The 13,697-nt window shown below is 41.4% G+C and carries 13 protein-coding genes; 10 read left to right on the forward strand and 3 right to left on the reverse strand.

All coding sequences use genetic code 11. The annotated features are described in order from the left end of the window. The first annotated feature begins 423 nt into the window (after positions 1-423). Positions 424-1,185 (forward strand): 2OG-Fe dioxygenase family protein, encoded by a 762-nt coding sequence (locus tag ACFSX4_RS01295; protein ID WP_377770766.1) that lies wholly within the window; start codon positions 424-426, stop codon positions 1,183-1,185. Between the two features lie 84 nt (positions 1,186-1,269). On the opposite strand, the gene ACFSX4_RS01300 is transcribed toward ACFSX4_RS01295, so the two are convergent. Next, on the reverse strand, positions 1,270-1,776 hold the full coding sequence (locus tag ACFSX4_RS01300; RefSeq protein WP_377770768.1) for a universal stress protein: 507 nt from the start codon (positions 1,774-1,776) through the stop codon (positions 1,270-1,272). A 187-nt stretch (positions 1,777-1,963) separates the two neighbouring features. On the opposite strand from ACFSX4_RS01300, the gene ald reads away from it, so the two are divergent. Next, positions 1,964-3,076 carry an alanine dehydrogenase gene (gene ald, locus ACFSX4_RS01305; RefSeq protein WP_377770770.1) on the forward strand — a complete coding sequence of 371 codons (1,113 nt, stop codon included), beginning with the start codon at positions 1,964-1,966 and terminating at the stop codon, positions 3,074-3,076. Positions 3,077-3,110: 34 nt separating this feature from the next. Here the strand turns inward: ald and ACFSX4_RS01310 are convergent, their stop codons facing one another. Continuing rightward, positions 3,111-3,692 (reverse strand): hypothetical protein, encoded by a 582-nt coding sequence (locus ACFSX4_RS01310; RefSeq protein ID WP_377770772.1) that lies wholly within the window; start codon positions 3,690-3,692, stop codon positions 3,111-3,113. 107 nt (positions 3,693-3,799) lie between these two features. Here ACFSX4_RS01310 and cysK point away from each other — a divergent pair, with 107 nt between their 5' ends. The 4 genes from cysK to ACFSX4_RS01330 all read left to right on the forward strand — a co-directional run bounded on the left by cysK (position 3,800) and on the right by ACFSX4_RS01330 (position 7,335). After that, complete coding sequence (gene cysK, locus ACFSX4_RS01315; protein ID WP_377770774.1) at positions 3,800-4,714, forward strand: cysteine synthase A; 915 nt, start codon at positions 3,800-3,802, stop codon at positions 4,712-4,714. A 21-nt stretch (positions 4,715-4,735) separates the two neighbouring features. After that, the gene (locus ACFSX4_RS01320; protein ID WP_377770776.1) at positions 4,736-5,257 is read left to right on the forward strand and encodes a GNAT family N-acetyltransferase; all 522 of its coding nucleotides are present in this window, start codon (positions 4,736-4,738) and stop codon (positions 5,255-5,257) included. 64 nt (positions 5,258-5,321) lie between these two features. Next, positions 5,322-6,005 carry a metal-dependent hydrolase gene (locus ACFSX4_RS01325; RefSeq protein ID WP_377770778.1) on the forward strand — a complete coding sequence of 228 codons (684 nt, stop codon included), beginning with the start codon at positions 5,322-5,324 and terminating at the stop codon, positions 6,003-6,005. 64 nt (positions 6,006-6,069) lie between these two features. Further along, positions 6,070-7,335 carry a DRTGG domain-containing protein gene (locus ACFSX4_RS01330; RefSeq protein WP_377770780.1) on the forward strand — a complete coding sequence of 422 codons (1,266 nt, stop codon included), beginning with the start codon at positions 6,070-6,072 and terminating at the stop codon, positions 7,333-7,335. A gap of 51 nt (positions 7,336-7,386) precedes the next feature. On the opposite strand, the gene ACFSX4_RS01335 is transcribed toward ACFSX4_RS01330, so the two are convergent. Beyond that, positions 7,387-7,740: a YtpI family protein gene (locus ACFSX4_RS01335; RefSeq protein WP_377770782.1), complete on the reverse strand. Its 354-nt coding sequence runs from the start codon at positions 7,738-7,740 to the stop codon at positions 7,387-7,389. Between the two features lie 76 nt (positions 7,741-7,816). Between ACFSX4_RS01335 and ACFSX4_RS01340 the strand changes: the two genes are divergently transcribed. From ACFSX4_RS01340 to ACFSX4_RS01355, 4 genes are all read left to right on the forward strand, one after another. Further along, positions 7,817-8,776: a DHH family phosphoesterase gene (locus tag ACFSX4_RS01340; protein WP_377770784.1), complete on the forward strand. Its 960-nt coding sequence runs from the start codon at positions 7,817-7,819 to the stop codon at positions 8,774-8,776. A gap of 17 nt (positions 8,777-8,793) precedes the next feature. Beyond that, the gene (locus tag ACFSX4_RS01345; protein ID WP_377770786.1) at positions 8,794-11,952 is read left to right on the forward strand and encodes a DNA polymerase III subunit alpha; all 3,159 of its coding nucleotides are present in this window, start codon (positions 8,794-8,796) and stop codon (positions 11,950-11,952) included. Positions 11,953-12,021: 69 nt separating this feature from the next. Further along, positions 12,022-13,245 (forward strand): NAD(P)-dependent malic enzyme, encoded by a 1,224-nt coding sequence (locus ACFSX4_RS01350; protein ID WP_377770788.1) that lies wholly within the window; start codon positions 12,022-12,024, stop codon positions 13,243-13,245. A 12-nt stretch (positions 13,246-13,257) separates the two neighbouring features. Next, positions 13,258-13,677, forward strand: coding sequence for a FadR/GntR family transcriptional regulator (locus ACFSX4_RS01355; RefSeq protein WP_377770790.1), 420 nt, complete (start codon positions 13,258-13,260; stop codon positions 13,675-13,677). Positions 13,678-13,697 lie beyond the last annotated feature (20 nt).

Genomic DNA, 13,697 nt, shown 5'->3' on the forward strand with positions numbered 1-13,697 from the left:
TCATAAATCATGGCAGTTTATCTCAAGGATAAGCTGCCATTTTCAGTATAATCTAAGATTTTAAATATCGATATACAGTTTTAACTATTATAACGACAGCGGAGAAAAAGAGAATAGGGATAACGGTTAAAATCAGGAAGTTACCATCCTCTACCGATCCAAAAAAGTATAATAAAATACGAAAAATCACGAACAAAATCAGCGCAATGGTGAAAGAGTTTAAGAGTGTTTTTTTCATGAATGTGCCTCCACATATGTCATAGAGTAATTGAGTAAAAGTATTGTAGCATTAAGGAAAGCTTCTTACAATTGAAATGACACTTGGGATATAAAGCACTTTACTTCATAGGGGTTTATCCAATATATTTAGTAGTGTATTGTCGTGATAATCACTTAAAATGACAGCTAAGGAGATAATGTTAAATGAGTATGATTAAGAAAGGTTATGCCAGATACGATTTGATGAAAGAATTGAATTATGAAGGTATAGAGTCGGACTATAATGAAATACTGGAATACTTTTCAGATCTTCCGGCAGATGATTATGCACCGGGGTTAAACAGATACAGAAGATATTCAAGGGCACTTGTTCTGCCGGGAACTGAAGAAATTCACTGGCTTCCGACCATTCAAAAAGGAGATAATGAGTTTTCTGCGTATTTTCAAGGGAAGTTCAATCCCGAGCACCCGGGTGCATACAGGGAATTTCATAGTATAGAAGAAAATATAAGAAATAATAAGCTGCTGAATAAAATCATCAAAGCCAATTATGATGAAACGTTCTGGAGCACAGAAGACAAAATTATGCCGATTCATGTGGGGGTTCATTTTGTTAAATTGTTTGTTCAGAATGATGATGACAAAGCAGTATCTTCACCGGACTGTCTGCATCAGGACGGCGAGCCGTTTACTTTTGCACATTTGATTGAGAGGGATAATGTGAATGGCGGGACCAATGCGATTGGAGTGCCTGGAGCGGCCGGGAAAGTGCCCGAGGAAGTGGATGATGAGGATTTACTGGAAGTGTTTGAAATCGATCAGCCGCTGGAATCGTACGGCGTTTATGATTCAGCAGTCAGCCACTATGTGAGTCCCGTGACAAAAGGCGGAGAGGACAGACCGGGTGTCCGGTCAGTGATATTAATTGATTATCAGCAGACAGTAGTTGCAGATGTAGACGGTTAGTCTAAATAGCTGTTTTAAAGAAAAAATCTGAAATATATTGACGCATTAAAAAAGCAGCACATTAATTTGTGCCGCTTTTTTTGCTTATTCTTCTTCTTTTGCTTCAGCCAGCAGTTCATCAGTTGCAACTACAGGTTCAAATTCATCAGGGATTGTTTCTGTACGAACCACGAGTACGTCACATGGTGCATGTCTTACAATCGCTTCAGAAACAGAGCCGACAATGAAACGCTCAACTGCGTTTAAGCCGGATGAACCACAGACAATGACGTCTGCACCGGTTTTTTCGACTGCTTTTTTCGGAATAATCGCTTTTGGTGAACCGTAGTCAATGATTTTATCTACATCAGTCACACCTTTTTCTCTAGCGACTTCTTCGTAACCGTCTAATAATTTTTTAGCAAATGCATTGGCACGATCTGAAATAGAGCGGTCATAAGCCTCTACTGATGCAAAGGAACGTGTGTCAATCACGTTAATGATTGTCAGCTTGGCGTTGTTCCGTTTTGCTGCTCCGACTGCTGTGTGGAATGCCCATTCTGCTTCGCGTGAACCATCGACTGCAATGAGAATATTCTTGTAGTTAACCATATTATAGAAACCCCTTTCATCTTTATTCAGTTATATTATACCCTTTTTCGGAAAATAATATCAATTTAAATTAACTTAATCATGACGGTTTTGTGAAAGCGTGTTACAATTGACGCAGTTGGAGATGAACAGGCTTTTTGGAAGGCATTTTACAATCAGTTGAAAAAATGAAAGGGGTTTAATTGTAATGATTATCGGTGTACCTAAAGAGATTAAAAATAATGAGAACAGAGTGGGGCTGACGCCGGGGGGGGTGCATGCTTTTGTGGAAGCAGGCCATACTGTTAAGGTGGAAACTTCTGCCGGAGACGGTTCTTATTTTGAAGATATAGACTATCAGGGTGCAGGCGCAGAGATTGTAGACAGTGCTGAAGCAGCCTGGGATGCGGATATGGTGGTAAAGGTAAAAGAGCCTCTGAAAGAAGAATTTAATTTCTTTAAACCGGGCATGATTTTGTATACATATTTACATCTTGCACCGGAAGTTGAGCTGACTCAGGCTTTGCTTGATAATAAAGTAACTGCCATTGCATACGAAACAATACAGGCAGTGGACGGTTCTCTACCGCTTCTTGCACCAATGAGTGAAGTGGCAGGGCGTATGGCGACACAGATCGGCAGTGAATTTCTTCAGAAAAATAAAGGCGGCAAAGGAATTCTGCTGAGCGGCGTACCGGGAGTGGAACGCGGAAACGTAACGATTATCGGCGGTGGCATGGCCGGTACAAATGCTGCGAAAATGGCAATCGGCCTCGGTGCGAGTGTAACGATTCTTGACTTAAATCCGAAACGTTTACGTGAGCTCGATGATCTTTTCGGCTCCAGTGTGCAGACAGTGATGTCTTCACCGTTAAACATTGAGAAATTTGTTAAGAACAGCGACTTAGTAATTGGTGCAGTATTAATTCCGGGAGCGAAAGCACCGAAACTGGTTACTGAAGAAATGGTCGAGGGAATGAATCCGGGATCAGTCGTTGTGGATATCGCGATTGATCAGGGCGGTATTTTTGAAACAACAGATAGAATTACGACACACGATAATCCGACGTATATGAAACATGATGTTGTGCATTATGCTGTTGCGAATATGCCGGGTGCGGTGCCGCGTACATCAACGATTGCATTAACCAATGCGACGATGAATATCGGTCTTTCAATCGCAAACCACGGATATAAGGAAGCGGCAAAGAGAAATCCGATGGTAATCAGCGGTTTCAACACTTTTGACGGACATGTCACTTATAAAGCAGTCGCTAAGGATCAGGGACTCGAGTATACAGATATTAGAGAATTGATATAAGAAAATGCGGTCTTCCATTTCGGAAGGCCGCATTTTACTGTTCAGAATGTATATAGATCATATCAAACGGTATATTTCGAAGCAGTTCATCTTTTTGTTCCGGTGATTTTACGACTGGAATAATTTCAATTCGTTTTTTTGCATGTGTTTTCAATTTGGCGAGCGGTTGAAGAGATTTGAAATCCGACATGTCAGTCTCTCTTATATCAAACATGACGGCGGACACATCAAATTCAACAGCTTCATCCAGCAGTCTGCTTTGTAAGAAGGACGGGACTTTATTAAAAGACGGGCCGATAATGAAATGCCTGTCTCCAATCACTTGTGACAGTTCATGAAGAAAAAAATGATCAAGAGAATGAAAATTGTCCGTGAATACCTGGTCAATAATAAAGCCGTCTGCCTCTTTGAAATGTCTGATGGTTTCAATATTGATATTTTTCCGCATGAATAGGTTGTTCTCTTCAAAATGATTGACGGTGACATAGCTTTCAACATCGGAATGGAGCGCTTTTATCATTTTTAAAAGCACGGGATTCGGTGCGTTAAAGTTTTTCTGGCTGAGTACGACGGGACCGTCTATATTTAAGTGATGGCAGTGTGTTAAAATTTTCATGTGTTCACCTCGATTTTCATTGTATCATAAGTACTTACAGTGAATTGTTTGAAAAAATCACGGGTGAATGTTTATGATAAATTAAACATGAAATGACAGGTGATAAGATGAAAAGATATGATAATATCACAGAATTGATCGGCGGAACGCCGGCAGTAAAGTTAAATCAAGTGGTTCCCACGAATTGTGCGGATGTTTATGTGAAGCTTGAGCTTTTCAATCCGAGCAGGAGTGTCAAGGACCGGGCGGCTTTTAATATGCTTCAGCAGGCTGAAAAGGACGGGATTATTAAGCCGGGTGATACCATTATAGAGCCGACAAGCGGCAATACGGGAATTGGTCTTGCTATGAGTGCAGCTGCAAAAGGCTACCGGGCAATCTTTGTGCTGCCTGATAATATGACTGTGGAACGGATTAATATTCTGAAAGCATACGGTGCGGAAGTTGTACTGACACCTGCTGATGAAAAGATGCCGGGCGCAATTAAAAAAGCAGTCGAATTAAAAGAAGATATTCCGAACGCGTTTATTCCGCAGCAGTTTGAAAATGCTGCGAACCCGGATATCCACCGGACGACGACGGCACTTGAAATTTTGGAGCAGATGGATCATTTGGACGGTTTTGTTGCAACAGCCGGGACGGGTGGAACCATTACCGGCACGGGTGAGGTGTTAAAAGCGCATCTGCCTGATATTCATATTGCGGTTGTTGAACCGAGCGGGTCCCCTGTCCTATCCGGCGGAGCACCCGGGAAGCATAAGCTTGTCGGGACAAGTCCCGGCTTTGTGCCGGAAATATTGAATACATCTGTGTATGATGAAATTATTCAAATTGATGACGATGATGCCGTCAACATGTTCAGACGGCTTGCGAAAGAAGAGGGAATATTTGTCGGACCTTCTGCAGCTGCAGCTGTGCATGCAGCAATTATGGTCGGTAAAAAGCTCGGACCAGGTAAAAAGGTTCTTGCTATTGCACCGGATTCCGGTGAACGTTATTTGAGCATGGGTTTGATTGAATAAAAAACAGTGAGGTAGAAAATAATGCTTAGAAAAATGGAAAAGAATGAATTTGAAGTGTTTCATCAACTTTTGGAAGATAATTTTCCGAAAAGTGAACGGCGTCTAAAGCATGTTCAAAAGCGTCTGCTCGATCTTGACAGTTACAATGTGTTTGTTGAAACCGACGGAGATGATATTGTCGGTTTCTTTGCCGAATGGTCAAGTGAAGCGTTTCGTTTTGTAGAACATCTTGCAGTCAATCAAAAATACCGTGGAAGCGGTACAGGGTCAAGGCTGTTAAAGGAATATCATGATTTAAGTGATGTTCCGGTGATTCTTGAGGTTGAGCCGCCGGAAGATGATATTCAGCAGCGACGTGTAAAGTTTTATGAGAGAAACGGTTACCATTTAACGCCGTTCGGTTACATGCAGCCGACCCTCTATGAAGGAGAGACACCGATACCGCTTGTGTTGATGAGCTATCCTGACAGAATGACTGAAGCAGAGTTCAACACATTTAAAACATGGTCGCATACAACGATTTACCATCCGGACAATAAATAGTGATTAAATCCAGCCTGAAACGGGAAAGATTGAGTATGACTATTTTAAAGGGAGATGTGGTTGGATGAATATCAGTTTTCACGGGCATGCGGTAGTACAGTTTGAACATAACGGTTCTAAAGTAATTATTGATCCATTTATTAACGGCAACAGCTTATCGGATTTATCTGCAGATGAAGTGAAGGCAGATTATATTATTTTGACACACGGGCATAATGACCATGTGGGAGATACCATTGAAATTGCTAAAAATAATGATGCCAAGGTACTTGCACCTGTAGAACTTGCAGACTTTTTGGAAGGTCATGGTGTCAAAGCAGTCGGGACCAACATCGGCGGTACTTACGAAGGTGAGTTCGGTTCCGTGAAGTGGGTTCACGCATTTCATTCGTCAAGTTTCACACACGAAGACGGTTCAAACACGTATACGGGTATGCCGACGGGATTAATATTAAAAATCGGTGACAAGACTGTTTACCATACAGGTGATACAGGGATTTTCGGTGATATGGAATTAATCAGCCGGCTGAACGGCCCGATTGATCTGCTCTTTATCCCAATTGGTGATCATTTCACAATGGGAATTGATGATGCAGCTTATGCGGTTAATCATTTTATCACCCCGGAGATTGTGGTGCCGATTCACTATAATACTTTCCCGCCGATTGAAACAAATCCTGAAGACTTCAAAGCAAAAGTGTCCTGCGAATGCCAGATATTATCTGCCGGAGACTCAGTGAAATTTTAACTATTATACTTCCTCTAAACCAAGGGGGAGTATTTTTATTGTATAATAAAGACAAGGTGATCACATGGCAAAATCAAAACATAATGTAATATTGGAATATATAGAAAAACTCCCGGAAGGGGCGAAAATTTCGGTACGGCAGATTTCAAGTTATTTAAATGTATCTGAGGGTACCAGCTACCGTGCTATTAAGTCTGCAGAAAAAGACGGGATTGTAAAAACCATTGAACGGGTCGGGACCATACGGGTCATCCGGAATGAGGACCATTTGGACGGACATTTAACCTTTAATCAGGTGAATCGTGTCATTCAGGGACAGGTACTGACGGGGACATCGTTTCTTGAACGGGAAATTACACGCTTTGTCATCGGTGCAATGGCTGCAGAGGAAATAGAATCCTATCTTGAAAGCGGTGCGATTTTAATTGTCGGCAACCGGGAGGAAGCGCAGTATACAGCAATTGAAAATGGTGCAGGGATATTAATTACCGGCGGGTTCGGCGCATCTGAGGAGATAATAAAAAGGGCGGAGGCATCAAAGCTTCCTGTCATCTCCACCAGTTATGACACATTCAGTGTCGCTTCAGTGATTCAACGAGAACTGTACAGCCTGTCTTTATCGAATTCACTAACGACTGCGAAAGATTTAATGATTAAACAGAATGATTATTCGTTTGATATCGAAAAAAGCAGATACAGGTATACAGCAATGGACAAGGTCACGCTTTTAATACATGAAGATAAGTATCTTGGGGCAGTCAAGTCATCGGATTTAAAGATGATTGATGCGTCAAATTATCAAGGATTTTTAATACCGGATATTGAAGCATCTTCGATAAGTACGCTGCAGAGAATACGCCAGATTATGAGCTGGCAGCAGTTGAACATTGTGCCTGTAGTTGAGGATTCCCGCCTGCTGGGTATTGTGCACAGGAGGGATGTCTTTAAAAATGTTGAGACGCCGAAGCTTGAAGCGAACGTGTCGACAGATGAGCTTGTAAGCAGAAACATTATGATTGAAGAAAATAAAATTCATATTACAGTGATGTCGTTTATGACGGACGAACTGGGGACAATGACGCAGGGCAGTCATATGGATTTAATCGAACGGGCAGTGAAGGCGGTACTTTCAAACTACGATATTAACAGCTACCACATTGATTCGATGAATGTCATGAATTTAAAATTGATTCAATTAAACCAGGAGCTCATCCTTGAAGGACAGGTCATTGATATCGGTGATCAGTTCATCCGCCTTGAGGTCGTGACAGCATCCGATGAAGTAGTTTATTCGAAAGTGTCGATGCTTGTACAGTACTATAAGAAATAAAAAAGAAGCTAAACTTTCGTTTAACTTCTTTTTGCACTGAACATTCCGCAGTTATCTGCTTTTCTGCCTTCTTGCTTCAAATTCTTCCCAGGCTTTTTCTTCTATCGGGAGATTTGCCTTGAATTTCTTGCGTGCTTTGTTGAAATAGTAGACATTATACGCACCGAAAAGGATAAATACAGCACCCACGATGATGGCAACGCTTGTTGTAAACTGGATGATGGAATTCAAACCCATCGCAACCAAAAACAAGCCGAGCCAGATACGTGAAATACTGGTGAAATAGACAGATTGTACATCCCTTACAGAGCGGATTTGACGCATTTTATAAATAACAAACATCAAAAGACTCAAGAATAAAAATGATACTAACGATGATACAATAATTAAGTACAGCAGCTCCATTCATTACACTCCATTCTAGATTGTAGTATAATTTAGTAGAGAGAATAAGTAAATAACAGTTAGAGGAGAAAGTGCATTGTTCACAGAATATATAAAAACATTTGAGACGGTAAATGAAAATTACCAGGCAGTTATGGATTTAATTAAAGAAAACGATGAAATTGTGATATTACGGCATGTCCGTCCGGATCCGGATGCTCTAGGCGCACAAATCGGGTTGAAGTATGCCATAGAAAATATGTTTCCTGAAAAAACAGTCTATGCACTGGGTGAAGATGAGCCGAGTTTAAGTATGTTTGATCAAATGAACATCACTTCGACCGCACAACAGCCGCTTGTCATTGTAGTAGACACTGCGAATGAGGAACGTATTGACGGAGATATTTCAAACAGCACTAAAGTGGTTAAAATTGATCATCATCCGAACAGAGAACCTTTCGGCGGTATTAACATTGTCGAGACAGGTGTCTCATCGACTTCGGAGTTAATTTATGCGCTCATTACTTTATGGGGCGAAGATGAAATGATGAGTGATGATGTTGCGAAAAACCTCTATCTCGGCATTGTCGGGGATACAGGGCGGTTTTTATTTGATAATACATCGAGTTTAACGCATTATACCGCATCAAAACTGAAGGCATATGATTTTAATGCATCAAAATTAATGCAGGAGATGAACCAGACTGCAGAAGAAGAATTCAGGTTCAAGGGATACTTAATTGATAATTATGTACTGCGGCCTTCCGGACTTCTTTATGTTTATGTCTCTGAAGAAGCGCTGAAAACATACGGTATTTCTGCGAATGTCGCAAGTTTGAATGTAAATATGTTCCGTGAACTGAGTGAAGTTAAAGTGTGGTTCATGGCACTTGAAGAAGACGGGAAGCTCCGTGTGCGGCTCCGTTCAAAAGAAATAGTGATTAATGATATCGCAGAACAGTTCGGCGGCGGCGGTCATCCGCTTGCGAGCGGTGTCAGAATAGGGTCGAAGGAAAGGCTCGAATTATTGATTGAAGCGATAGAAAAGAAATTATAACGGCGGAGGCGATTCAGGTGATCAATTTAAATGTGCATTCATGTTATGATTTTTTATCGAGTAATATTAAAATTGATTCACTCTTAAAAAAAATCAGTGCGGATAAACAGGAAGCTGTTGCGGTCACAGATTTTAACCGGATGCACGCTGCATTTCAACTGCTTCAAACGGCAAAAAAATATAATGTAAAGCCTGTCATCGGGATGGAAATTCTTGTCGATGACGGGCTTGTTCATATGCCCTTTGTGCTTTATGCCAAAGATGAAACCGGTTATAAGTCACTGGTCAGACTTTCCGCGATGCTCAGCTACCGGTCTTTGGAACATACGCCGAAGGACTTCTTCCTGAGAGAACTTTCGCACTGTATTGTGGTCGCAAAGACCGTTGATGGTGCGAATATACTGGACGGAATGGTACATATCAATGATGAAGATAAGTATACATCCCATGATTTTCACAGTACATACAAGCGGATGTTCCTGCATGAGGCGTCTTATATGGAGCCGGGTGACTTGAAGGCGGTGAAGGCGCTCCATGCAATCCGTGATAATGAAAGACTCAGTACCAATGGGCTCGTGGATATTGAAGGACCGGACTATGTGATTTTAAGAAACAATGTGGAAGCGGCTGAGGATTTACTGAACGTAAATGAAGAAATTGTCAGTAAGTGTAATGTGCCTCTGCCGAAAAGCCGGGTGACGCTCCCGCATTTCCCGCATGAGGAGAATCAAAATTCGGATGATTTTCTATGGAAGCAGCTGACCGAACGGCTCAGTAAAAAGACGGACGGTTCAAAAATGTATGCGGACAGACTGAAATATGAATTTGAGACCATTAAGGAAATGGGATATTCGGATTATTTTCTGATTGTCAGTGATACAGTGAATTACGCTAAAAATAATGATATATATGTCGGACCGGGACGGGGATCTTCAAGTGCGAGCCTGGTATCGTATCTGTTGAATATTACTGAAATTGATCCTTTAGAATACAACCTGCTTTTTGAGCGGTTTTTAAACCCGGAGCGTGTGACGATGCCGGATATTGATATCGATTTCGAGGATACAAAGCGTGAACAGGTCGTACAGTATTTAATCGATAAATACGGCGGTATGAACGTTTCAAATATAGTCACATACGGGACGCTCAGTGCCAAGATGGCAGCACGTGATGTCGGCCGTGTATTGAATTTTACAGAAGAAGAACTGAAAATGATTTCGAATCTGATTCCGAACGGCCCGAATGTTTCTTTGGAAGCATTGACGCATTCAGAACAGTTTGAGCGTTTAAAGGCACATGATTCCAAGTACAGGATATATGAAGATATCTGCCTTAGAATAGAGGGGCTTCCGCGTCATACTTCAACGCATGCAGCAGGTGTACTGCTCAGTGAGGAAAAACTGACTGAGACCATTCCGGTGATGTTTTCAGAAGGTCATACGCTGAGCCAGTGGCCGATGACTGAGGTGGAGGCTGCGGGACTTTTGAAAATAGATGTCCTCGGGCTCAGAAATTTATCATTAATCCGTTATATGATGAATCGGATTATAAAATATGATTCAGATTTTGATATCAACCATATTCCGAATGATGATGAAAATGTGTATAAAGTGTTGTCAAAAGGACTGACGCTCGGTGTCTTTCAGCTGGAATCGGACGGCATACGGAAAGTCATCCAGCAGGTGGTCCCTGATAAGTTCCTGGATCTCGCAGCTGTCATTGCTTTATACCGGCCGGGGCCGATGAAGGAAATACCGAATTTTGTCCGTGGGCAGCATGATCCTTCAACGATTACTTTTCCACACCCGGATCTTGAAGACATTTTAAGGGAGACTAACGGTGTCATTGTGTATCAGGAGCAGATTATGCTGATTGCGAGTAAAATTGCCGGCTACTCGTATGCGGATGCGGATATTCTAAGGCGCGCGATGAGTAAGAAGGACCGGAAGGCTTTATTAAAAGAAGAGAAGCGATTTTTGGAAGGTGCTGTAAATAAAAATTACTCTGAAGAACTAAGCCGTCATATCTATGACCTGATTCTTGAATTTGCAGACTATGGTTTTGTAAAAAGTCATGCGGTCGCATACAGTCAGATTGCTTACAATCTCGCATACATTAAAACAAAATATCCAGAAATATTTTATGCAGTGATTTTAATGCACCATCAGGGAAATGATGACAAAATTCATCAGTTAATTGATGAAATGACGAAGATGAATGTTTCCATTTTCCCGCCGGAAATCAACACATCAGGCTTTTCAAATAAAGAAGACCGGAAGCGCCGGGGCGTTGTTCTCGGACTTTCAATGATTAAAGGTGTTACTTATAAAATTGCAGAAGCGGTCCATAATGAACGGAAGGAAAACGGGCGCTACACGGATATTTATGATTTAAAAACGCGGGTATCCGGTGTTAAACTGAGCGACTCTGTACTTGAGAATTTAATATATTCCGGTGCGCTTGATGAATTTAAGGAAAACCGGGCAACGATGCTTGCCTCTCTGACGAATTTAAGTGATATCGGTACAGAAGATTTTAACTATGATTCTTTTTTAAGTTCGCTCGGCTTCAGTCCGAAAAAGGAATATGAGGACATGGAGGAAATGACGGATATTGAACGTATTGAAGGAGAGAAGGAAGCGCTCGGCTTTTATATCTCAGAGCATCCGATTAAAATTATTCAGAAAGATCTTCAGTATATCGCTTTTGACAGCCTGTCCGGAAAGCAGTCCTACGGCAGTTTTTTAGTCAACGTTGAAAGTAAACGTGTCATCAAGACGAAAAATGGTCAGAATATGGCCTTTGTCACACTGACAGACGGCAGTTTCGAAATCGACGGCGTGGTATTTCCGAACACATATTTCAGCCGCAGCAGGAAGCTTGATGAGGATATTATCGTTGTCAGCGGTAAATTTGAAGAGCGTAACGGTAAAGCACAGCTTGTCATCAATGAAATTTGGACAATTGAAGAATTTAAAGTACACTATAAATCTCAGGTGAAAAGAATTTTTATCAGAAATAAAGACCGGTATGATTATTTTGAAATACTTGGGAGTAAAGGTATTCCGGTCGTTGATTTTTCAACAAAAGGGATTGTCGGTTATATTCCTGAAGAGAGAATTGATAAGATTGTCAATCAATTCGATCCGGAGGACATACGTTTAATGCGAAAATAATTGTATTGGAATAGCGAATTTGTTAATATTGAAGGTGGTTCGACCACTTAACATGAAAGGAAAGATAGAATGTCCTTAAGAGATGATGCACTTCACATGCATAAACAAAACAAAGGTAAACTTGCTGTCAGTTCAAAAGTAGAAATTAAAGATAAAGAGGCACTGAGCCTGGCGTACTCACCGGGAGTTGCTGAGCCGTGCAAAGAAATATATGAAGATGAAAGAACTTTATTTGACTATACAATTAAATCAAACACTGTCGGTGTCGTTACAGACGGCTCTGCAGTACTCGGCCTTGGAAATATCGGTGCTAAAGCGAGCCTGCCGGTAATGGAAGGGAAAAGTGTGTTATTTAAAAATTTCGCAGGTGTCGATTCATTCCCGATCGCACTTGAGACGAATGACGTTGATGAGATTGTTAATACTGTTAAGTTGATGACACCTGTCTTCGGTGGAATTAATCTTGAAGATATCTCTGCACCGAGATGTTTCGAAATTGAAGAAAGATTAAAAAAAGAAACTGACATTCCTGTATTCCATGATGACCAGCATGGTACAGCGATTGTAACGTTAAGTGGTTTACTCAATGCTTTGAAGCTGACAAACCGCCAGATGAATCAAATCAGAGTCGTTTTAAACGGTGCAGGTGCTGCCGGTGTCGCAATTGTGAAGCTGCTTCACAGTTTCGGTGTACGCGATATGATTATGTGTGATTCCCGCGGTGCGATTTATGACGGGCGTCCGAACGGTATGAATCCGGTTAAAGAAGAAATCAGTAAATATACAAACAGACATCAAAAACAAGGTGAGTTGAAAGATGTGATTGAAGGAACGGACGTATTTATCGGCGTTTCTGTTGCGGGTGCTTTGACTGAAGAAATGGTTAAGTCGATGAATGATGATCCTATTATTTTCGCAATGGCAAACCCGACACCTGAAATTATGCCTGAACTTGCGAAGGCAGCGGGTGCGAGTGTTATCGGTACAGGGCGAAGCGACTTCCCGAATCAGATTAACAACGTACTTGCATTCCCGGGTATTTTCCGAGGTGCACTTGATGTACGTGCGACACACATTAACAGTGATATGAAGAAGGCTGCAGTTAAAGCGATTGCCGACTTAATCCCTGAATCTGAATTGACTGCAGACTATGTTATCCCGGATCCTTTTAATAAAGAAGTTGCACCACAGGTAGCGAGAGCTGTTGCGAAAGCGGCAATGGATTCCGGTGTCAGCAGAATTAAAGTAGATCCTGAAGATGTGTACAAAAAAACACTGGAACTTACTTTGTAGTCAGGGGCGGATATGACAGAGAAAAAAGGCCTGGAAGCAATTGTTGAAGAGATTCATCATCTCATCATTGAGCAGGGACTTGAAATTGGTGACAAGTTACCCAGTGAACGTTTTTTAAAAGAAGAATTGGGTGTGAGCCGTCAAAGTGTGAGAGAGGCGCTGCGGGCGCTTGAGTTCCTCGGCATCATATACGTGAGACGCGGCGAAGGCACATATCTCGCAAACATAGATAATCATCAACTCTTTCAGTTAATAGCCAAGTATTTAATACGTACTGATGAACAGCGGGAAGATTTAGTAGAGATAAAATTAATGATGGAAAATTATGTGCAGGAACAAACTTCCTCTAAGCAGAAATCGGTCATGGATTATGACAATGACATCATGAAGAAAATTTACACTCTTGTCGATAAATATACTGGAGAGTTATAGAATATCTTGTATTAAGGAGT

This window comes from Corticicoccus populi (assembly GCF_042686195.1).
GTDB classification, from domain to species: domain Bacteria; phylum Bacillota; class Bacilli; order Staphylococcales; family Salinicoccaceae; genus Corticicoccus; species Corticicoccus populi.